The 22,856-nt window shown below is 43.1% G+C and carries 18 protein-coding genes; 16 read left to right on the top strand and 2 right to left on the bottom strand.

Features of this window, described 5'->3' with window-relative positions; all coding sequences use genetic code 11:
* Nucleotides 1-47: 47 nt before the first annotated feature.
* Complete coding sequence (gene glnD, locus ACE2AL_RS15735; RefSeq protein ID WP_375083668.1) at nucleotides 48-2,684, bottom strand: bifunctional uridylyltransferase/uridylyl-removing protein GlnD; 2,637 nt, start codon at nucleotides 2,682-2,684, stop codon at nucleotides 48-50.
* Between the two features lie 108 nt (nucleotides 2,685-2,792).
* Nucleotides 2,793-3,590 (bottom strand): type I methionyl aminopeptidase, encoded by a 798-nt coding sequence (map, locus tag ACE2AL_RS15730; protein WP_206083746.1) that lies wholly within the window; start codon nucleotides 3,588-3,590, stop codon nucleotides 2,793-2,795.
* A 659-nt stretch (nucleotides 3,591-4,249) separates the two neighbouring features.
* Here map and rpsB point away from each other — a divergent pair.
* The 16 genes from rpsB (at nucleotide 4,250) to dnaE (ending at nucleotide 22,850) form a co-directional block, all read left to right on the top strand.
* On the top strand, nucleotides 4,250-4,975 hold the full coding sequence (gene rpsB / locus ACE2AL_RS15725; protein ID WP_102139937.1) for a 30S ribosomal protein S2: 726 nt from the start codon (nucleotides 4,250-4,252) through the stop codon (nucleotides 4,973-4,975).
* Nucleotides 4,976-5,118: 143 nt separating this feature from the next.
* Entirely contained in the window at nucleotides 5,119-5,970 is an 852-nt protein-coding gene (gene tsf / locus ACE2AL_RS15720; RefSeq protein ID WP_206083747.1) for a translation elongation factor Ts, read from the top strand.
* 217 nt (nucleotides 5,971-6,187) lie between these two features.
* Nucleotides 6,188-6,916 (top strand): UMP kinase, encoded by a 729-nt coding sequence (gene pyrH, locus ACE2AL_RS15715; protein WP_206083748.1) that lies wholly within the window; start codon nucleotides 6,188-6,190, stop codon nucleotides 6,914-6,916.
* Between the two features lie 108 nt (nucleotides 6,917-7,024).
* Nucleotides 7,025-7,582 (top strand): ribosome recycling factor, encoded by a 558-nt coding sequence (frr, locus tag ACE2AL_RS15710; RefSeq protein WP_206083749.1) that lies wholly within the window; start codon nucleotides 7,025-7,027, stop codon nucleotides 7,580-7,582.
* Nucleotides 7,583-7,729: 147 nt separating this feature from the next.
* Nucleotides 7,730-8,923 carry a 1-deoxy-D-xylulose-5-phosphate reductoisomerase gene (gene ispC / locus ACE2AL_RS15705; RefSeq protein WP_206083750.1) on the top strand — a complete coding sequence of 398 codons (1,194 nt, stop codon included), beginning with the start codon at nucleotides 7,730-7,732 and terminating at the stop codon, nucleotides 8,921-8,923.
* A 186-nt stretch (nucleotides 8,924-9,109) separates the two neighbouring features.
* Nucleotides 9,110-9,865: an isoprenyl transferase gene (locus tag ACE2AL_RS15700; protein WP_206083751.1), complete on the top strand. Its 756-nt coding sequence runs from the start codon at nucleotides 9,110-9,112 to the stop codon at nucleotides 9,863-9,865.
* 9 nt (nucleotides 9,866-9,874) lie between these two features.
* The gene (gene cdsA / locus ACE2AL_RS15695; RefSeq protein ID WP_206083752.1) at nucleotides 9,875-10,735 is read left to right on the top strand and encodes a phosphatidate cytidylyltransferase; all 861 of its coding nucleotides are present in this window, start codon (nucleotides 9,875-9,877) and stop codon (nucleotides 10,733-10,735) included.
* A gap of 8 nt (nucleotides 10,736-10,743) precedes the next feature.
* Complete coding sequence (gene rseP / locus ACE2AL_RS15690) at nucleotides 10,744-12,096, top strand: sigma E protease regulator RseP (protein WP_206083753.1); 1,353 nt, start codon at nucleotides 10,744-10,746, stop codon at nucleotides 12,094-12,096.
* A 41-nt stretch (nucleotides 12,097-12,137) separates the two neighbouring features.
* Complete coding sequence (bamA, locus tag ACE2AL_RS15685; protein WP_349415601.1) at nucleotides 12,138-14,552, top strand: outer membrane protein assembly factor BamA; 2,415 nt, start codon at nucleotides 12,138-12,140, stop codon at nucleotides 14,550-14,552.
* A gap of 89 nt (nucleotides 14,553-14,641) precedes the next feature.
* Nucleotides 14,642-15,136: a molecular chaperone Skp gene (gene skp / locus ACE2AL_RS15680; protein WP_206083755.1), complete on the top strand. Its 495-nt coding sequence runs from the start codon at nucleotides 14,642-14,644 to the stop codon at nucleotides 15,134-15,136.
* Between the two features lie 3 nt (nucleotides 15,137-15,139).
* On the top strand, nucleotides 15,140-16,177 hold the full coding sequence (lpxD, locus tag ACE2AL_RS15675; RefSeq protein WP_206083756.1) for a UDP-3-O-(3-hydroxymyristoyl)glucosamine N-acyltransferase: 1,038 nt from the start codon (nucleotides 15,140-15,142) through the stop codon (nucleotides 16,175-16,177).
* 129 nt (nucleotides 16,178-16,306) lie between these two features.
* On the top strand, nucleotides 16,307-16,759 hold the full coding sequence (gene fabZ / locus ACE2AL_RS15670) for a 3-hydroxyacyl-ACP dehydratase FabZ (RefSeq protein WP_047756012.1): 453 nt from the start codon (nucleotides 16,307-16,309) through the stop codon (nucleotides 16,757-16,759).
* A gap of 1 nt (nucleotide 16,760) precedes the next feature.
* Nucleotides 16,761-17,558 carry an acyl-ACP--UDP-N-acetylglucosamine O-acyltransferase gene (gene lpxA, locus ACE2AL_RS15665; protein ID WP_206083757.1) on the top strand — a complete coding sequence of 266 codons (798 nt, stop codon included), beginning with the start codon at nucleotides 16,761-16,763 and terminating at the stop codon, nucleotides 17,556-17,558.
* Between the two features lie 56 nt (nucleotides 17,559-17,614).
* On the top strand, nucleotides 17,615-18,763 hold the full coding sequence (gene lpxB, locus ACE2AL_RS15660) for a lipid-A-disaccharide synthase (protein ID WP_375084319.1): 1,149 nt from the start codon (nucleotides 17,615-17,617) through the stop codon (nucleotides 18,761-18,763).
* Nucleotides 18,763-19,356 (top strand): ribonuclease HII, encoded by a 594-nt coding sequence (gene rnhB, locus ACE2AL_RS15655; protein WP_206083758.1) that lies wholly within the window; start codon nucleotides 18,763-18,765, stop codon nucleotides 19,354-19,356. Before lpxB ends, rnhB begins: the two co-directional genes overlap by 1 nt.
* Nucleotides 19,357-19,367: 11 nt before the next feature.
* Nucleotides 19,368-22,850 carry a DNA polymerase III subunit alpha gene (gene dnaE, locus ACE2AL_RS15650; RefSeq protein ID WP_375083667.1) on the top strand — a complete coding sequence of 1,161 codons (3,483 nt, stop codon included), beginning with the start codon at nucleotides 19,368-19,370 and terminating at the stop codon, nucleotides 22,848-22,850.
* Nucleotides 22,851-22,856: the final 6 nt, after the last annotated feature.

Here is a 22,856-nt window from a genome sequence, read left to right as displayed (position 1 = left end):
CTTGAATAACATAAAAGTGAGCGTTCACCATAAAAATGTGATGAACGTTATATTTTATCCTTCGATTGTAGGGCTTCTGTCAACCTTTCTGATAACACTTGTTGCATTTTTTTATCGAGTGCTTTGTGTTCTTTATCTGCTAACACAAAGAAATCCTCTACTTTTTCGCCAATTGTGGTGATCCTCGCGCCGTATAAAGAAATTTCTAGCTGTGCAAAAATATGGCCAATTCTTGCCAGCAAACCGGGCTGGTCTAACGCGAATAATTCCATGTAGGTACGGCGTTCATTGGTGGAGTGCAAGAAGTTGACCTTGGTAGGAACCGTAAAATGGCGCAATTTAGAGGGCAATGTACGTTGTTTCGGCAGGGAAATTTCAGGTTGCTGTACCGCCAGTAACAACATTTTGCGTATGTGGTCATAACGGTCTTTGGCGAGCGGCGAGCCATTTGGCTCAAGGACTACAAAGGTATCCATCGCCATATTGTCTTTATTGGTGAATATTTGAGCGCTGTGAATGCTTAAATTGCGACGGTCTAGTTCACTGGCTACGGCGGCAAACAGATGCGATTTATCGTGACACCAAATAAAAATTTCTGTTCCACCATGTTTCGGTTGAGTGCTGATTAGCACTAAAGGCTGAGTTAAATCATGATGTAACAGGTTTTTGGCATGCCAAGCGAGTTGCGACGGGGTGTGGCGTAAAAAATAGTCGGCATGGCAGCGTGACCACAGTTTTTGCAGTTTCTCTTCATCAATTGCAAGAGGGCGAAGCAGAGATAACGCTTGATTGCGGTGATGGCGAATGCGCTCCCGTAAATCTGGCGTACTTTGCATGCCTTGGTTGAGCTGATGTTCCGTTGATAGGAAGAGTTCGCGAATTAAGCTCTGCTTCCAGCTGTTCCATAAAGTGCTATTGGTGGCGCAAATATCTGCAACCGTTAGACACATCAAATAGTTAAGTCGAGAAACCGATTTCACCTCACCTGCAAATTGCTTGATAACATCAGGGTCTTGAATATCTCGGCGTTGAGCAGTAACCGACATCAATAAGTGGTTTTTAACAAGCCATGCAGCAAGCTCAGCTTCTTTTGCTGATAAATCATGCAGTAGCGCAAAGTCATACACAAAATCAGCGCCTAAATCGGAGTGATCCCCTGAACGGCCTTTGGCGATATCATGGAAGATAGCCGCAAGGCGTAAAATCTCAGGTTGCAGCAGTTTAGGGTAAACGCTGACACACAAAGGGTGCTCGCGACGGTTTTCTTCAAGTGTAAAACTGTCGATTTTTTGTAAAACACGGATGGTGTGCTCGTCAACGGTATAGGCGTGAAACAAGTCAAACTGCATTTGCCCAACAATGTTGCTCCAAAGCGGCGTATAGGCGCTAAGTACGCTGTGCAGGTGCATGGGAACAAATGCGCCTTTAATTGCTCGTGGGTGGCGCAGAATTTTTAGGAACAACTTGCGTGCCTCAGGGATTTCACACAGTGGCACGCTCAAGTTTCGTCGAGCAAAGCGCAGTAGGCGCAATGTTGTGGAATAGATACCCGTGATGTTTGGATAGCGAGCCATTTGGTAGAACATTTTTAAAATAGCGGCAGGCTGGTTGATAAATAGGTTTTCATCGATAACATCAATTAATGTGCCGCGTAATTGAAATTGTGAATCAATCGGTCGCGGTTTTTCATTTGGTTTAAGGGTTAAAATCGCTTCATCAAATAGCTGTAATAGCATTTGATTTAGCTCCCTCACGCGGCGAGTCACACGATAAAAATCTTTCATCATGCGTTCTACAGGCTGATTTTTCTCACCGACATAACCTAGTAAACGTGCAACGCTAAATTGGCGATCGAACAGTAAACGGTTATCGTGGCGCTTCACCACTAAGTGGAGCGCGAAACGAATTTTCCATAAAAAAGTGAGGCATTCTTTGAGCTCTTGGCGTTCTTCTTCAGTCAAAAAACCAAAACCAACCATCTCATCTACTGTGGTCGCACCAAAATGGCGCCTTCCAACCCAAAGTAAGGTATGAATATCCCGTAGGCCGCCAGGGCTGCTTTTGATGTCGGGTTCTAAATTGTAACTGGTACTATGGTAACGCTGGTGGCGTTCTTGTTGCTCAGCAATTTTTGCCGCAAAAAAGGTGGCTGATGGCCAAAAATCATCACTGAAAATGGTTTTTTGTAGCGATAAGAAAAGGGTGATATCACCGCAAATAAGCCGTGATTCGATTAAATTGGTTGCTGTTGTTAAATCGGCATTGCCTGCTTCGATACATTCAGCAAGAGAACGGACGCTATGCCCAATATCAAAGCGTAAGTCCCACAGTAACGTGATAAATTGGCCAATTTTTGTAGCGATATCCTCGGGAAGTGGTTGTTTACTGAGAATTAAAATATCAATATCAGAAAGTGGATGGAGCTCATGTCGCCCATAGCCCCCGACAGCCACAAGGGACATATTTGCTTGTTTGTCGAATTCGAAAGCCTGCCAAAGCCTTGTCAACAAAGCATCAAGGTAATCACTGCGAACGTGAATTAAATCAACCACATTTTTACCTTGATTAAAGCTGTCTTCAAGCCAACGATCAAAATCATCAACATGTTGCCTTAAGGTAATGAGGTCAAGGTCGTGGGCAGTGAAGTGGTTTGGTGCAAGATATGTTACAGAGGATGCCGTCATCTTTATCTTTCCGTATTGATAGCCATAAAGAAACTACGACCAGCTTACGGTTTTTTGTGAAAGATGAACAGAGGAAGAACCCTCTTAATCGAGGGTTCTTGGGGAAATTTATTCGTTAACTAAAACCGCAGAAATAAACGGTTCTTCTTCTTTACGCAGTGTGAGGATCTCACAGCCATTGTCGGTGACAACTAAGGTGTGCTCATATTGTGCAGACCAGCCGCGATCTTTGGTTTTTACCGTCCAGCCATCTTTCATCGTGCGAATACGGTGGTCGCCTGTATTAACCATCGGTTCGATGGTGAATGCCATGCCTTTTTGCAGAATGACGCCACTGTCATCTGCATCATAATGCAGCACTTGTGGCTCTTCATGGAAACCTTCGCCAATACCGTGACCGCAATATTCACGAACAACGGAGAAACTTTGTTTTTCAACGAATTCTTGAATCGCTTTACCGATGGTACGTAGGCGAATGCCAGGTTTAACCATACGAATGGCTAAATATAGGCTTTCTTGGGTGACTTGGCACAGGCGTTCGCCTTGAATAGTTGGTTTTCCAACAATAAACATCATTGAAGTATCGCCGTGGAAGCCTTCTTTAATCACGGTGACATCGATATTCACGATGTCACCGTCTTTTAGGATTTTTTCATCGCTTGGAATACCGTGGCAGATAACATCATTAACGGAAATACAAACGGATTTTGGAAAACCATGGTAGTTCAGGCATGCTGGAATTGCTTGTTGTGTATCAACAATGTGTTGATGGCAAAGTCTATCCAGCTCACCTGTGCTAACACCTGGTACCACATGCGGTGCGATCATTTCTAATACTTCGGCAGCTAAGCGGCCAGCAACACGCATTTTCTGAATATCTTCTTCAGTTTTGATAATAATAGCCATGAGTTCAGTCCATTCATGCCAGCAATGATTGATGACATGTTAAAAAATGAGAGGTTGAAAATGGGTTTTTGAGACCATTTTTTAGCATTAATAACACTTATGGTAACAGCCACCGCATTTTCTGCCAACTAGCTATCGAAAGGTTCGAGAGTTGAAGTTGCTATTAGAATAAGGTAACAGAAGCGAGCGGCTTGTTCATTTTGAGCTTTTAACCGCACAAATTGCAAAAAACACCAGTAAGTGAATGAGTATCCATTATAAAAATAGGGCTTTTTCATCACATCAAAAAAGGTCTATAATTAACCCAATACGGATCACGTATTAGATAGGCGAAATGCGAACCATAAAATCCATTTTTCACGCATTTTTATGTGTGAAAAAATCAACAAAAGTTGGCTTCTAAGTTGGTTTTATGGTATAAAGCGCGCCGGCAATCCATATTATTTCTTCTCATCTTCATTGAAATGTCAACTTATGGCAGCAAAATGAGGTTTCCTGAAAAGGAAATTGGATTTGCGAAACTTAAACTCAATTGTGTATAACACACACGAATCGACACGTGCGCCGGGGTGCTCTTATGCGTTTAGACGCAGCTTTGGAGTCGGTAGTATGGGATTCGTGGAGGCATAACCCCAATTACTTAAATACAGAGGTATTAAATGGCAACTGTTTCCATGCGCGATATGTTACAAGCGGGCGTTCACTTTGGTCACCAGACTCGTTACTGGAACCCAAAAATGAAACCTTTCATTTTCGGCGCGCGTAATAAAGTTCATATCATCAACCTGGAAAAAACTGTTCCAATGTTCAACGAAGCTCTGGCTGAGTTGACTAAAATTGCTTCTCGTAAAGGCAAAATTCTGTTTGTTGGTACTAAGCGTGCTGCAAGCGAAGCCGTTCAAGAAGCTGCTAACAGCTGTGACCAATATTTCGTTAACCACCGTTGGTTAGGCGGAATGTTGACTAACTGGAAAACTGTTCGTCAGTCAATCAAACGTCTGAAAGATTTAGAAGTTCAATCACAAGACGGTACTTTCGACAAACTGACCAAGAAAGAAGCGCTGATGCGTACTCGTGAACTTGGCAAGTTAGAAAACAGTTTAGGCGGTATCAAAGATATGGGCGGTTTACCTGACGCTCTGTTCGTTATCGATGCAGACCACGAACACATTGCTATCAAAGAAGCAAACAACCTGGGTATCCCAGTATTTGCTATCGTTGATACTAACTCTGATCCAGATGGTATTGATTTCATTATCCCTGGTAACGACGATGCAATCCGTGCAATCAAACTGTATCTGGGCGCTGTAGCAAGCACCGTTCGTGAAGGTCGTTCGCAAGATCTGGCTGTTCAAGCAGAAGAAAGCTTAGTAGAAGCTGAATAATAAGGTTTTAACCTTATTAACAGGTATTGCTATACAGGTACTGCTATATGTTAGAAGGGGCCTGATTTAGGCCCCTTTTATATATGAATCAGAACTATCCACGTGGGGAAGACTCTCACGGGGAATATCGAGGAATAAATCACATGTCTGGAATTACCGCTGCATTGGTAAAAGAACTGCGCGAACGTACTGGCGCAGGTATGATGGAATGTAAAAAAGCACTTGTTGAAGCTAATGGCGACATCGAATTAGCGATTGATAACATGCGTAAATCAGGTCAAGCAAAAGCGGCTAAAAAAGCAGGCCGTGTTGCAGCTGAAGGTGTTATCCTGACTGAAGTTTTCAACGATGGTAAAACAGGTGCTCTGGTTGAGCTGAACTGTGAAACTGACTTCGTTGCTAAAGACGCAGGTTTCTTAGCATTCGGTAAAGAAGTTTTAGCTTCTGTTGTTGCTGATAAAAATGCTGACATCGACGCGCTGAAAGCAAAATTCGAAGAAGCTCGTACAACATTAGTTGCGAAAATTGGTGAAAACATCAATATTCGTCGCGTTGCTATTCTGGAAGGCGCACAAGTAGGTAGCTACCTGCACGGTGCTCGTATTGGTGTTTTAGTCGCTGGCGAAGGCGCAGACGAAGAATTACTGAAACACATCGCTATGCACATCGCTGCAAGCAAACCTGAATATGTGACTCCAGACAACGTTCCAGCTGATGTTGTTGCTCATGAGCACCAAATTCAGTTAGACATCGCAATGCAATCAGGTAAACCACGCGAGATCGCTGAAAAAATGGTTATCGGTCGCATGAACAAATTCACTGGCGAAATCTCTTTGACTGGCCAACCTTTCGTCATGGATCCAAGCAAATCTGTTGGTGACTTACTGAAAGAGAAAGGTGCTACTGTTTCTGGTTTCCTTCGTTTCGAAGTTGGTGAAGGTATCGAGAAAGTTGAAACTGACTTTGCAGCAGAAGTTGCTGCGATGAGCAAGTAATCAACTAAGGGCCGCCAATTGGCGGCTCTGTTTTATTCACGTTTCTTTCAAGTAAACAAACATGAGTTAGCGGGTATGAGAGACCATCAACGTTATCTTTTGGCTTGAAATATTACGTGGGTAATTAAGGTTTAAAAATCTATTCAAATTTAGGTATGTAGAACCTGTGTGTTCTGCGTATGTTACCCCAATAAATAATCTGTTAGGACAGAACACCATGGCTACCAATGCAAAACCCGTTTATCAGCGTATTCTGCTTAAATTAAGTGGCGAAGCCTTACAAGGCGCAGAAGGTTTTGGTATCGATGCTAGCGTTTTAGATCGTATGGCTCAGGAAATCAAAGAACTCATAGAACTGGGTATACAGGTCGGTGTGGTTATTGGCGGTGGTAACCTGTTTCGTGGTGCTGGTTTGGCACAAGCTGGTATGAACCGTGTTGTCGGTGACCACATGGGTATGTTAGCCACGGTGATGAACGGACTCGCTATGCGCGATGCTTTGCACCGTGCTTATGTGAATGCAAGACTGATGTCTGCTATTCCATTAAACGGCGTCTGTGATAATTACAGCTGGGCGGAAGCCATCAGCTTGCTACGTCACGGCCGTGTTGTTATTTTTTCTGCGGGAACAGGTAATCCATTCTTTACAACAGACTCTGCAGCGTGTTTACGCGGTATTGAAATTGAAGCGGATGTTGTGTTAAAAGCCACAAAAGTTGATGGCGTCTATTCAGCTGATCCAGCAAAAGACCCTGATGCTGTATTATATGAAAACCTGAATTATCAAGAGGTTTTGGAACGTGAATTAAAAGTGATGGACTTAGCTGCCTTCACATTAGCTCGCGATCATAACTTACCAATTCGTGTTTTCAATATGAATAAACCAGGTGCATTACGCCGTGTTGTCATGGGCGAAAACGAAGGTACTCTGATTTCTCACAACTAATACTCAGAGACACAGCCTGAGTTTAAATGTATTATCTAAGATAAATTCAGACAATTTAAGCGAGGTCGCATTGCGGCCTTTAATAATCAGTTCTTAAGGGTTGAAAACGTGATTAACGAAATCCAAAAAGATGCTCAAGACCGTATGGAAAAGAGCCTTGAAGCATTCAAAAACCAAATCAGCAAAGTTCGTACAGGCCGTGCATCTCCAAGTTTATTAGATGGTATCACTGTTGAATATTATGGCTCAGCGACACCATTGCGCCAATTAGCTAACGTGACGGTTGAAGATTCACGTACATTAGCTATTTCTGTTTTTGACCGTAGCATGTCACCTGCGATTGAAAAAGCGATTATGGCGTCTGATTTAGGCTTGAACCCATCTTCTGCTGGCACTGTTATCCGTGTTCCGCTTCCTCCGTTAACGGAAGAACGTCGTAAAGACTTAATTAAAGTGGTTCGTGGTGAAGCGGAGCAAGGTCGTATCGCTGTTCGTAACGTGCGTCGTGACGCTAATGACAAAGTAAAAGCGCTGCTAAAAGATAAAGAAATTAGTGAAGATGATGAGCGTCGTTCACAAGATGACATTCAAAAGCTGACTGATAGCTACATCAAGAAAGTTGATGAATCATTAGCGCAAAAAGAAGCAGAATTGATGGAGTTTTAATCCATTATGATGATAAAGCCACCAATGCAAACTGTAAAAGTGTGCGTTAGCGTGGCTTTATTATTTTTCGTACCCATTAAAAAATCCTTTCTTATCACTAAGCTGATATAATCTCAGTATTGAATTAATACAGAGTATCCGATCACTATGAAACGTCTGACAGTCCTGGGTTCAACAGGTTCAATTGGTACTAATACACTTTCTGTTGTTCGTCAAAATCCTGAAAAATTCCAAGTTCTTGCCCTTGTTGCAGGTAAAAATGTTGCCGAAATGGCAAAGCAGTGTCTTGAGTTTAATCCGAAATATGCCGCCATGGCGGATGAGTTATCGGCGAAGGCATTACGGACAATTTTATCTGAGAATAATAACAAAACAGAAGTGTTGTCGGGCAAACAAGCAGCAATTGACCTTGCAGGCCTTGATGAGGCAGACCAAGTAATGTCAGCAATCACGGGTGTTGCTGGGCTATTACCCACCTTGGCGGCGATCCGCAAAGGTAAAAGAATATTATTAGCGAATAAAGAGTCTTTAATTACCAGTGGCCGCTTATTCTTTAATGAGATTCGACAACATAATGCCTCAGTCTTTCCAATTGATAGTGAGCATAATGCTATCTTCCAAAGTTTACCTGAAATTATTCAGCTCAACTTAGGTTTTGCTGATTTAACGGCTTCAGGTATTTCCAGTATTGTTTTAACAGGCTCAGGTGGCCCATTTAGAGATACACCACTATCGCACTTTGATAACGTGACGCCAGATGAAGCGTGTAATCACCCGAATTGGTCGATGGGACGTAAAATTTCAGTTGATTCAGCGACTATGATGAATAAAGGGCTAGAATATATTGAAGCCTGTTATTTCTTCAATGCAAATGCTGATCAGATGGAAGTGATTATTCACCCGCAATCGGTGATCCACTCAATGGTGAGATATCGTGATGGCAGTGTCATCGCACAGCTTGGTACCCCTGATATGCGCACCCCAATTTCGTATAGCATGGCTTACCCACAGCGTATTATGTCAGGCGCAAAACCGCTTGATTTCTCTAGCCTTTCATCGTTAACATTTGTGCAACCTGATTATCAGCGCTACCCTTGTTTGAAACTTGCTATTGATGCGTGTCATCAAGGGCAAGCAGCGACAACAGCACTGAATGGGGCAAATGAAATGACGGTAGCGGCGTTCCTTGAAGGGAAAATTCGTTTTACAGATATCGCGAAAATTAATCACAAAATCCTAGAAAACCAAGTTTTTTCTGAACCTGTTTCTATTGAAGAGGTCTTAGAAATCGATGAATGTGCACGTCGTGATGCGATAAAAATAATCGCTCAGACAGTTTAAGCTTGGTATGTGATTTATTTAGTTGCTGATAACCATAATTTATCTTTAATATGTGATGCGTTTAAAAAAAGAAAGATAACCTAGTATTTAGCAGAGAATTAAGGATGTGTCTTATCAGCAAACTTAATAATAGTGGTTATTATTGAGTGGTATTCTCAAAGCGGTACTTACAAGGATTAACATTTAATGAACTCTAGTGGTGAAAATCTCTCTGAATCGATGATGCCTAAGCATGTCGCTATCATTATGGATGGTAATGGGCGATGGGCAAAACAGAGAGGAAAACTCAGAATAACAGGCCATAAGGCAGGTGTTGAATCTGTACGTAATTCTGTGCGTTTTGCGGTAAAAAATAAAATCAGCTCGCTCACGCTTTATGCATTTAGCAGTGAAAATTGGCGAAGGCCTGAAAAAGAAGTCAGTTCGTTGATGGAATTATTCGTTTTTGCACTCGATAATGAAGTCAAAAACCTACACAAGAACAATGTTAAATTAAAAGTGATAGGGGATATTGACCGTTTTAGCGAGCGTCTTAGAAAACGCATTGATAAAGCAGAAGCACTGACGCAAAACAATACAGGCTTAATATTAAATATTGCAGCGAACTATGGTGGGCGCTGGGATATCGCCAATAGTGTGAAGCAAATCTTTGCAAAAGTGCAAAGTGGTGAGCTGTCTATTGATGATATCAGTGAAGACTCTATTAATAACTCAATCTGTATGCATGACCAAGAGAATGTCGACTTAGTCATCAGAACAGGGGGAGAACATCGAATTAGCAACTTCCTATTATGGCAAGTCGCTTATGCGGAATTTTATTTCACCAACGTTTTGTGGCCAGATTTTGATGAAATGGTGTTTCAGGATGCGGTTGATGCATTTAGTAAGCGCGAGCGTCGTTATGGTGGGGCTGAATCAGATGACGAACTCGTCAAAGAATAGGGGATAGATGTGCTGAAATATCGTTTGCTTACTGCGATAGTATTGATACCAATTGTTATTGCGGCGTTGTTTTTTCTTTCTCCAGCGAATTTTGGTTTAGTTGTGATTGCTGTTTCTGCACTAGGTGCTTGGGAATGGGCACAATTTGCAGGATGGCACTCACAGGTTAAACGAATTAGCTTAGCAGTTGTTTTTGCTGCAATATTACTTGCAATACAATTTTCAATCCCTGACATCACGGTATTATCCAATGCGCCAATGATCCTTTATGGACTATGGGCAGGGCTGGTCTGGTGGGTTGTTGCTATTATCCTTGTTGTCACTTATCCAGCATCAGCGTCATGGGGTAAATCTGTTATTATTCGCTTATTATTTGGGGTATTAACCATAATCCCTTTCTACTGCGGAATGATGGCACTACGTACCGTGGGCTACCAGAATGACACCGCTATTGGTGCATGGTGGCTACTGTATGTCATGTTATTGGTATGGGGGGCAGACTCTGGTGCTTATGCCTTTGGTCGTACGATTGGCCGTAATAAAATGGCCCCAAAAGTCTCGCCAGGCAAAACGTGGGAAGGCCTCGTTGGTGGTTTAATCACAGCTGGGATTATTTCTTGGGTATTTAGTGCATATGCGCCAATCCCTGCTATGCCAGATTATTTGCTAGTGACTTCAATTATTGTTGTTGTAGTATCTGTATTTGGCGATTTAACGGAAAGTATGTTTAAGCGCCAATCTGGTATTAAAGATAGTAGTCATTTAATCCCTGGTCACGGTGGTATCCTTGACCGTATTGATAGCTTAACTGCAGCAATTCCAGTGTTTGCTGGGCTGAATTTGTTAATTTTTAACGGCTTTGGGCTGTAGGAAGATAAATGGGATTTATTTGGAGCTTAGCGGCATTTATTATTGCAATTGGTGTGCTGATAACCGTACACGAATTTGGCCATTATTGGGTTGCACGTCGCTGTGGCGTTTATGTTGAGCGTTTCTCCATTGGCTTTGGTAAAACGTTGTGGCGTAAAGTAGATAAACACGGTACTGAGTTTGTCCTTGCGTTAATCCCGCTGGGCGGTTATGTCAAAATGTTGGATGAACGTGTTGGTGACGTTTCTCCTGAACGCCGACATGAAGCATTTAACAATAAAACGGTAGGGCAACGTGCGGCAATTATTAGTGCTGGCCCAATTGCGAACTTTTTGTTAGCTATTGTTGTCTACTGGATAGTCTTTATGATTGGTGTTCCTTCTGTTAAGCCAGTTATTGAGGATATAAAACCTGGTTCGATTGCAGCAGTTGCGAATTTTGAACCCAAAATGGAACTAAAATCCATTGATGGTATCGAAACACCTGATTGGAATTCGGCGCGCTTAGCATTAGTTGGCAAAATAGGTGATCGCGAGTTAACTGCGCAAGTGTTGCCACAAGGGTATAGTGAACCCATAACCAAAACAGTTGATTTAACTGACTGGAAATTTGATCCTGAAAAGCAAGATCCGATTTTGTCACTGGGTATTATGCCAGTTTCAGTCAGAATTGACCCTGTGATTCAAAAAGTAACAGCGGGTCAAGCTGGTGAACGCGCGGGCTTAATTCCAGGCGATAGAATTGTGAGTGTTAACGGTGAGGAACTTGGGTATTGGAATCCTGTGACTCGAATTATTCGTATGAATCCGGGAACACCGTTAAAATTAGAAATTGAACGTTCTTCACAACGTATTTCACTCACCTTAACGCCAGACAGCCAAGATGGGCAGCGTGGTGAGAAAATTGGATTTGCGGGGGTGGAACTTTCAGTGTTACCGTTGGCAGATGAATATAAAATGGTTCAGCAATACGGGCCATTTTCTGCGTTTTACCAAGCAAGTGATAAAACGTGGCAGTTGATGAAGCTAACGGTCAACATGATGGGTAAATTAGTTGTTGGGGATGTCAAACTCAATAACTTAAGCGGTCCGATATCTATCGCGAAAGGAGCGGGGGTATCAGCCGAATCAGGCTTGGTATATTATTTGATGTTTATTGCGCTTATTAGCGTGAATTTAGGTATCATCAATCTGTTTCCATTGCCTGTTTTAGATGGGGGGCATTTGCTCTTCTTATTAATTGAAAAAATTAAGGGAAGTCCAGTGTCTGAGCGAGTACAAGACTTTAGTTTTCGGATAGGTGCAATGGCATTGATTCTGTTAATGGGACTTGCACTTTTTAATGATTTCTCTCGCTTCTAATTTTGTAAGCTGGGGACCAGTAAGGAATACGCATAACAACGATGGCGATGAAAAAGTTGCTCATAGCGTCGCTGCTTCTAGGCAGCGCCACTGCATACGGTTCAGACGGATTCGTAGTTAAAGACATTCGTTTCGAAGGTCTACAACGCGTCGCCGTTGGTGCAGCATTATTGAACATGCCAGTTAGGGTTGGTGATTCGATTGATAACGACGATATCAGTCGTTCGATTCGTTCACTATTTTCAACGGGTAACTTCGAAGATGTTAGGGTCCTGCGTGATGGAAACACGCTGATCGTTCAAGTTAAAGAGCGGCCAACCATCGCAAGCATCACGTTTACAGGTAATAAATCTGTTAAAGACGATATGCTCAAGCAGAACTTGGAGGCTTCAAATATTCGCGTAGGTGAGGCACTTGACCGCACGACAATCGCGAATATTGAAAAAGGCTTAGAAGACTTTTACTACAGTGTGGGTAAATACAACGCGACAGTGAAAGCCGTTGTGACGCCATTACCGCGTAATCGTGTGGATTTAAAATTTGTATTCTCCGAAGGTGTTTCTGCGCAAATTCAGCAGATTAACATTGTGGGGAACAAAAACTACACGACTGCTGAATTGGTTAACAAGCTGCAATTACGTGATGATGTCCCATGGTGGAACCTTGCGGCTGACCAAAAATATCAGAAGCAAAAACTGGCAGGTGATTTAGAAACGCTGCGCAGTTTCTATCTTGATCGCGGTTATGCACGCTTTAATATTGACTCAACACAAGTCAGTCTGACCCCAGACAAAAAAGGTATTTACATCACGATTAACATTACTGAAGGCGACCAGTACAAAATTTCTGGCGTTGAAATTAATGGTAATACGGCTGAACATTTAAATGAAATCAAAGAGCTGATCACAATTACACCAGGTGAGTTATACAATGGTGCGCAAGTGACGCGGATGGAAAACCAGATCAAAGAATTGTTTGGTCGTTATGGTTATGCCTATCCACGAGTGATGACTCAGCCTGAAATTAACGACACCGATAAAACAGTTAAATTACATCTGAATATTGATGCAGGTAACCGTTTCTACGTTCGTGAAATTCGTTTCCAAGGTAATGACACCAGTAAAGATACTGTCCTACGTCGCGAAATGCGTCAAATGGAAGGAGCATGGCTGGGGAATGACCTTGTCGAGCTTGGTAAAGAACGTCTGAATCGTACAGGGTATTTCGAAACTGTTGATGTTGAAACTCAGCGTGTGCCAGGCAGCCCTGATCAAGTTGATGTTATCTATAAAGTTAAAGAACGTAATACAGGCTCGATGAACTTCGGTATCGGTTTTGGTACAGAAAGTGGCGTGAGCTTCCAAGTCGGTGTTACACAGGATAACTGGTTAGGTACAGGTAACGCGGTTGGTATCAACGCAAGTAAAAATGACTATTCAACTAACGTTGAGTTCTCCTTTACTGACCCTTACTTCACTGTTAATGGTGTGAGCTTGGGTGGTCGTATTTTCTATAACGACTTTAGTGCGAAAGATGCTGACCTGTCTGGCTATAACAACAAAACGTATGGCTTAGATAGTTTCTTAAGCTTCCCATTCAATGAAAATAACTCTTTCCGTGTGGGAGCGGGTTATGTTCATAACAAACTATCTGATATGCGTGCGCAAGCTGCGATGTGGGATTACCTTGATTCTATGGGTAAAAATCCACCAATCACAGAAAATGGCCGTAATAAAGAAAGTTTTGATGCGGATGACTTTACGCTTAACTTAGGCTGGACATACAACTCGTTAAACCGTGGTTTCTTCCCAACTTCAGGTAATAAAACGAATGTCTCTGGTAAAGTGACTATTCCTGGCTCCGATAACGAATACTATAAATTACGTTTTGATACTGCGCAGTACTACCCATTAGATGAAGATGAAACATGGGTTGTACTGGGTCGTGCTCAAGCAGGTTATGGTGATGGTATCGGCAGCAAGCAAATGCCATTCTATGAAAACTTCTATGCGGGTGGTTCGAGTACCATTCGTGGTTTCCGCTCGAACAATATCGGTCCAAAAGCGGTTTATTTGAAGAAGGTTAATGGTATTGATGGCCCTGAGCCAGGTAGCCCATCGAGTGATGCAGTAGGTGGTAACGCCATGTATGCAGCATCATTTGAGTTAATTACCCCTACACCGTTCCTCGATGAGAAATATTCGAACTCGGTTCGTACCTCTCTTTTCGTTGATGCAGGTACTGTATGGGACACTAACTGGAATAGTATTCCATCCGATTGGCGTGCGGGTATGCCTGACTACGGTAAGGCATCCAATGTCCGTGCTTCAGCGGGTGTGGCTTTACAATGGATGTCCCCACTTGGACCACTGGTCTTCTCTTATGCGCAGCCGATTAAGGACTACGAAGGGGATAAATCAGAACAGTTCCAATTTAATATTGGTAGAACGTGGTAATCTAGTCTAGTTTCTATCTATGAAGGCTCCCATAATTTTATGGGGGCAACCAAAATTTCCAACCATACATATGGGCTAAGGAGTTTAGTGTGAAAAAATTGTTGTGTGCAGCGGGTGTGAGTATTGCTTTAGCAATGTCTGCGGGGGCTTATGCTGAAAAAATCGCTATCGTAAACGTTGGTGAAATTTTCCAAAATATGCCTGCGCGTGAAGCCGTTGCTAAACAGCTTGAAAGCGAATTCAAAAGCCGTGCAACTGAATTGCAGAATTTGGAAAAAGACCTGCAATCGCGCGTAGAAAAACTGCGTCGCGATGGTGCTACCATGAAGCAAAGCGAGCGCGAAAAGCTTGAATCCGAACTCATGACTAAACGTGACACTTTTGCTGAAAAAGCGCAGAAATTTGAAGAAGACAACCGTCGTCGTCAAGGTGAAGAGCGTAATAAGATTTTAACTCGTATTCAGGACTCTATTAAGTCTGTTGCCGCTAAAGAAGGCTACGATGTCGTTATCGATGCAAACGCAGTTGCGTATGCAAAAGATAGCATCGACATCACGAGTCAGGTTCAAAAACAGGTTAAATAATAGATGTCTTCAATTCGATTGGCTGACCTTGCTCAGCAGTTGAATGCACAATTACATGGTGATGGCGATACCGTCATCACCAGTATTGCGCCTATGCATTCAGCGAATAATCAACAGATAACTTTTTTATCTGATAGCCGTTACAGCGATAAATTGGCCGATTGCCAAGCTGCCGCGGTGGTCCTCACAGCAAAAGATCTCGAATCCTGCAAAGTAGCAGCACTGGTTGTTGATAACCCGTACTTAGCCTATGCACGGATGGCTCAAATCATGGATACCACGCCAAGCCCGGCAGAAGATATTCATGCATCCGCAGTGATTGCAAGTGATGCAACACTCGGTAAAAATATTGCAATTGGCGCAAATGCCGTTATCGAAAGTGGTGTTGTACTGGGTGATAACGTGGTGATTGGCGCAGGTTGCTTTGTGGGTAAAAACACGCGTATTGGGGCAGGCACCCGTTTATGGGCAAATGTCAGCGTTTACCACAATATTGAAATTGGCGAACACTGCTTAGTGCAATCTGGTACTGTGATCGGGTCAGATGGCTTTGGCTATGCAAATGATCGCGGTAATTGGATCAAAATCCCGCAATTAGGCACAGTGATCATCGGCGATCGCGTTGAGATCGGCGCAAGTACAACAATTGACCGGGGCGCACTCGACAATACAGTGATAGGTAATGGGGTTATTATCGATAACCAGTGCCAAATTGCACATAATGTCATTATTGGTGATAATACCGCAGTTGCTGGTGGTGTAATTATGGCTGGCAGCTTAAAAATCGGTCGTTACTGTATGATTGGTGGCGCGAGTGTGATCAATGGCCATATGGAAATTTGCGATAAGGTCACAGTAACGGGAATGGGAATGGTCATGCGTCCTATCACTGAACCAGGTGTTTACTCTTCAGGCATCCCTTTACAACCTAATAAAGTTTGGCGTAAAACAGCTGCTTTAGTCTTAAGTATCAATGAGATGAATAAGCGCCTGAAAAATGTTGAACGTGAATTAGATAGCCAAAATCAAAAAAATCAGTAATCATTTTGTAATTCAGGCTAAAATAGTTATCTGAGTTACGTTTTCCGGCCTGCCAGTTAACCTAATTTAAGGTTAAAGCAGGCCGATTCGTTAATAATAATCGTATTAATAGACAGGAAGAGTATTTCGATGAGTGATAATCATACTCTGAATATTGAAGAAATTTTAGAGCTCCTTCCACACCGTTACCCATTCCTTTTGGTTGACCGTGTATTGGATTTTGAAGAAGGCAAATCTTTGCGTGCAGTTAAAAATGTTTCCTTCAACGAGCCATTTTTCCAAGGGCATTTTCCTGGTAAACCAATTTTCCCAGGTGTTTTAATTTTAGAAGCGATGGCGCAAGCAACGGGTATTCTTGCATTTAAAAGCGTTGGAAAATTAGAGCCAGGTGAACTGTATTATTTTGCAGCGATAGACAATGCACGTTTTAAACGTCCTGTTCTACCTGGGGACCAAATGGTCTTAGAAGTTGAATTTATTAAAGAACGTCGCGGAGTCGCACGTTTTAAAGGCGTTGCAAAAGTTGATGGAGAAGTGGCCTGCGAAGCAGAAATGATGTGCGCCCGTCGCCGTGAGGTCTGATATGATTGACAATACTGCCTATATCCATCCTTCCTCCATTGTTGAAGAGGGTGCGATTATTGGAGCCAATGTGCGTATTGGCCCTTTTTGTTATATTGGCGCGAATGTTGAAATTGGCGAAGGCACTGAGCTGAAATCTCACGTTGTTGTTAATGGCCATACTAAAATTGGCCGCGATAATGTCATTTTCCAGTTTGCTTCAATTGGTGAAATTAACCAAGACTTGAAGTACCAAGGCGAACCAACTCGTGTTGAAATTGGTGATAGAAACCGCATTAGAGAAAGCGTAACGATCCACCGTGGTACCGTCCAAGATACTGGCCTAACAAAAGTGGGTGACGATAACCTATTGATGGTTAACGTGCATATAGCTCACGATTGTATCATTGGTAATCGCTGCATTATTGCAAATAACGGAACCCTTGGTGGCCATGTCACGTTAGGCGATTACGCGATTATTGGTGGCATGACTGCGGTTCATCAATTTTGTAAAATTGGTGCTCATGTTATGGTTGGTGGTTGCTCTGGTGTGGCGCAAGATGTACCTCCTTATGTTATCGCACAAGGTAACCATGCAACACCATTTGGCTTAAACCTTGAAGGTTTAAAACGTCGTGGTTTTGAAAAAGAATCACTTCATGCTATTCGTAATGCATACAAGACGTTGTATCGTTCAGGTAAATCATTAGAAGAAGCACGTGAAGAAATCGCAGAAGCGGCAAAAGTAAACGAACATGTTAAAGTGTTTAGTGATTTCTTAGAAGATTCTGCACAATCTAAGCGTGGTATTATCCGTTAATCACAAGGTAATGTGCTTAACGTGACTAGGCCTTTATTAAGGAGCGAATTTCGGTGATTGATAACCGTCCACTTACTATTGGCCTTGTTGCCGGAGAGACATCTGGTGATATTCTCGGTGCGGGGCTTATTCGTGCACTTAAAGAACAAGTGCCTAATGCGCGCTTTGTTGGTGTGGCAGGTCCGTTGATGCAAGCTGAAGGCTGTGAAGCTTGGTACGAAATGGAAGAATTAGCCGTGATGGGGATTGTTGAAGTTCTCGGCCGGTTACCTCGCTTATTATCCATTCGTAAAGACTTGACCCAGCGTTTTACGCAGTTACAACCCGACATTTTTGTTGGAATTGATGCCCCTGATTTTAACATCACTCTAGAGGGGCGCTTAAAAGCGAAAGGCATTAAAACCATTCATTACGTTAGCCCTTCCGTTTGGGCATGGCGCCAAAAGCGCGTATTTAAAATTGGTCGCTCCACTCATTTAGTCTTAGCATTTTTACCCTTCGAAAAAGCGTTTTACGATCGTTTCGATGTACCTTGTCGCTTTATTGGCCACACGATGGCGGATGCGATCCCGTTGAACCCAGATAAACTTGCTGCGCGAGAACGCCTCGGCATTCCCGAAAATGCAAAATGCCTCGCATTATTGCCTGGAAGTCGCCATTCAGAAGTCGAAATGTTGAGTGCCGATTTTTTACAAACGGCGCAAATACTCCAACAACGCTTCCCTGATTTGCACATTGTGGTACCGTTAGTTAATGCAAAACGCCGTCAGCAATTTGATACCATAAAAGCCACTGCTGCGCCTGAATTATCTGTGCATATTTTAGATGGGCAAGCCCGTGATGCGATGATAGCGGCGGATGCTACGCTGTTAGCATCGGGAACCGCAGCCCTAGAGTGCATGCTAACTAAATGTCCTATGGTGGTTGGTTACCGAATGAAACTATTCACTTTTTGGCTTGCTAAGCGCTTAGTCAAAACCCCGTATGTTTCCTTGCCAAATCTGCTTGCTGAAAAAGAAATTGTCAAAGAACTGCTGCAAGAAGAGTGTCAGCCAGAAAAACTGGCGCAGGAACTGCTTCCATTACTGGAAGGGGGGGAGCGAGTTGATGAATTAAAAGAAACTTTTTTACATCTGCATCAACTCATTCGTTGTGATGCAGATAAACAAGCTGCACAAGCAGTACTCGATTTGGTTAGAAATTAATGGAATTTATATATCCTAAAGCCAACTTAATTGCTGGCGTTGATGAAGTCGGACGCGGGCCATTAGTGGGAGCAGTAGTCACCGCTGCGGTGATCCTTGACCCGAATAACCCGATTGCAGGGCTCGCCGACTCTAAAAAAATCAGCGAAAAGAAACGTGAGAAACTGTTCGACGAAATTAAAGAAAAAGCGTTGTGCTGGTGTATTGGTCGTGCAGAACCTGAAGAAATTGATAAAATAAATATATTACATGCGACGATGTTAGCCATGCAGCGTGCCGTTGCAGGGTTATCTATCGTTCCTGAATTTGTTTTAATTGATGGCAATCGCTGCCCTGAACTGCCAATGCCTTCACAGGCGGTGGTCAAAGGCGATAGCCTTGTGCAAGAAATAAGCGCAGCATCCATTTTAGCGAAAGTGGTACGGGATAGGGAGATGGTTGAGCTGGACAAAGCATTTCCAGAATATGGCTTTGCAAAGCATAAAGGCTACCCAACCGCATATCACTTAGAAAAATTGGCGCAGTATGGTGCAACCGAATTCCATCGTAAAAGCTTTGCTCCTGTGAGACGAGCTTTAGACAGTCAAAAATAGGTATTTAATCGATGGCATCACCTCGTTTTATTCATTTGCGTGTGCACAGTGACTACTCAATGATTGATGGGCTCGCTAAAACAGGCCCATTAGTCAAAAAAGTCGCGGCGATGGGCATGCCTGCCTTTGCAATTACTGATTTTACTAACCTTTGTGGGTTAGTCAGATTCTACGGTGCTGCTCATGGTGCAGGGATCAAGCCGATCATCGGCGCTGATTTTTATGTTGAAAGTGAGTTATTAGGCGATGAAATCTCTCACCTAACCGTTCTCGCTCGCAATAATGAAGGGTATCAAAACCTGACTCTGCTGATTTCAGAAGCTTACCAAAAAGGTTATGGTGCAATTGGGCCAACGATTAAGCGTGAGTGGCTAGCAAAGCACAAAAATGGGCTTATTTTGCTCTCTGGTGGGCGTAAAGGGGATGTCGGGCAATTTCTCTTGCGCGGCAACCAAGCTCTTGTAGACGAATGTCTTGAATTTTATGAAACGCATTTTCCAGGTTGTTATTACCTTGAGTTAGTGAGAACAGGCCGCCCCGATGAAGAAAGCTATCTTCATGCTGCCGTCGAATTGGCGACAAAAAAAGGTTTACCCGTCGTTGCGACTAATGACGTCTGCTTTATTGAAAGCAGCGATTTTGATGCCCACGAAATTCGTGTCGCCATCCATGATGGATTCACGCTTGCCGACCCAAAAAGACCAAAAAACTATAGCCCTCAGCAATACTTACGTACAGAAGAAGAAATGTGCGAGCTTTTTGCCGACATTCCTGAAGCATTAGAGAACAGTGTAGAGATTGCTAAGCGTTGTAACGTGACTATTCGTCTTGGTGAATACTTCTTACCGCAATTCCCGACAGGGGATATGAAAACCGAAGATTTCTTGGTTATGCGGTCAAAAGAAGGGCTTGAAGAACGCCTTGAATTTTTATTCCCTGACGAAAAAGTGCGTGCAGAGAAACGTCCTGAATATGATGAGCGTCTGGACATTGAACTTAATGTTATTAACCAAATGGGCTTCCCTGGTTACTTCTTGATCGTGATGGAATTTATCCAATGGTCAAAAGATAACGGTGTTCCTGTTGGGCCTGGAAGGGGGTCTGGTGCGGGGTCATTAGTGGCTTATGCCCTTAAAATAACGGATCTTGATCCATTAGAATTTGACTTACTGTTTGAGCGTTTCTTGAATCCTGAGCGGGTTTCAATGCCTGACTTTGACGTCGACTTCTGTATGGAAAAACGTGACCAAGTTATTGATCACGTGGCGCAAATGTATGGTCGTGATGCGGTATCACAAATTATTACCTTCGGTACGATGGCGGCAAAAGCGGTTATTCGTGACGTAGGGCGTGTCCTTGGGCATCCTTATGGCTTTGTGGATAGAATTTCTAAATTAGTTCCTCCTGATCCAGGAATGACATTAGAAAAAGCTTTTGAAGCTGAGCCTCAGCTTCCTGAAATTTACGAAGCAGATGAAGAAGTTAAAGCGTTGATTGATATGGCGCGAAAACTTGAAGGGGTGACTCGAAACGCAGGTAAACACGCTGGTGGTGTGGTTATCGCACCAACAAAAATTACTGATTTTGCCCCACTGTATTGTGATGCAGAAGGGAATAACCCCGTTACACAATTCGACAAAAACGACGTTGAATATGCTGGGTTAGTGAAATTCGACTTCCTTGGTTTACGGACGTTAACGATCATTAACTGGGCGTTAGAGATGATTAACGCTCGTCGAGCTAAGAAAAACTTAGAACCAATTGATATTGCAGCGATTCCATTACACGACCAAAAAAGTTTTGATATGCTGCAACGTTCTGAAACCACGGCGGTGTTCCAGTTAGAATCCCGTGGAATGAAGGACTTAATTAAGCGGTTACGTCCTGACTGCTTTGAGGACATGATCGCTCTGGTCGCGTTATTTCGCCCTGGTCCTTTGCAATCAGGCATGGTAGATAACTTTATCGACCGTAAACATGGCCGTGAAGAGATTTCATACCCTGATGTACAGTGGCAACATGAATCGTTAAAACCTGTTCTTGAGCCAACTTATGGTATTATTTTATACCAAGAGCAAGTTATGCAGATTGCGCAGGTTCTGGCGGGTTATACTCTTGGTGGCGCGGATATGCTGCGCCGAGCCATGGGTAAAAAGAAACCAGAAGAGATGGCGAAGCAGCGCTCTGTTTTTGAAGAAGGCTCAATCAAAAACGGTGTTGATGGCGAACTGTCGATGAAAATCTTTGACTTGGTAGAGAAATTTGCTGGTTATGGGTTTAACAAATCGCATTCCGCAGCATATGCATTGGTTTCTTACCAAACACTGTGGTTAAAAGCACACTATCCTGCTGAATTTATGGCCGCGGTAATGACCGCAGATATGGATAATACAGAAAAAGTCGTTGGTTTAGTTGATGAATGCTGGCGAATGGGCTTGAAGGTATTACCGCCAGATATCAATAGTGGCCTTTATCACTTCCATGTGAATGATGAAGGTGAGATAGTTTACGGAATTGGTGCCATCAAAGGGGTAGGGGAAGGCCCAATTGAAGCCATCGTCGAAGCTCGCCAACAAGGTGGGATTTTCAAAGAAATTTTTGACCTTTGCGCCCGTGTTGATATTAAAAAAATTAACCGCCGCGTGATGGAAAAGTTGATCATGGCAGGGGCGTTTGATCGATTAGGCCCTCACCGTGCGGCTTTGATGTCTTCCCTTGAGGACGCACTTAAAGCTGCTGATCAACATGCGAAAGCTGAAGCGATTGGCCAAGCAGATATGTTTGGGGTATTAGCTGAAGCGCCAGAGCAAGTGGAAAGCTCGTACGCAAGCGTGCCAAAATGGCCAGAACAAGTGGTGTTGGATGGGGAAAGGGAAACCCTAGGCTTATATTTAACAGGCCACCCAATAACGCGATACTTGAGTGAAATAGAACGCTATACTAATGGCCTTAGATTAAAAGATGTGAACCCAACCCCTCGTGGTCAAGTGACAACTGTGGTAGGTTTAGTACTTTCAGCTAAAGTGATTACGACCAAGCGTGGGAATAGAATAGGTATCTGCACGCTTGATGATCGTTCTGGTCGTCTGGATATTATGCTATTTTCAGATGCACTTGATAAATACCAACATATGTTGGAAAAAGACAATATCCTGATAGCCACTGGTCAGGTCAGCTTTGATGATTTCAATGGTGGTAATAAAATGACAGTGCGTGAGTTAATGGACATTAGTGAGGCAAGGGAGAAATATGCACGCGGACTTGCGATTTCACTGTCAGATAAACAAATTAACGATCAATTACTGAACCGGTTGCGCAGTGCGCTTGAACCTCACCGTTCGGGCACTATCCCGGTTCATCTGTATTACCAGAAGGACGATGCCAGAGCCAAGCTTAAATTTGGCGTTGTTTGGCGTGTGACACCCGTGGATCCCCTTCTGAACGATCTTCGAACTCTGCTGGGTAGTGAGCAGGTAGAATTAGAATTTGACTAAAATAGG

Source organism: Providencia xihuensis, assembly GCF_041953405.1.
Classification (GTDB): domain Bacteria; phylum Pseudomonadota; class Gammaproteobacteria; order Enterobacterales; family Enterobacteriaceae; genus Providencia; species Providencia vermicola.
The sequence above is the reverse complement of the archived record's forward strand: the minus strand, read 5'-3'. Positions and strand labels throughout refer to the sequence as shown.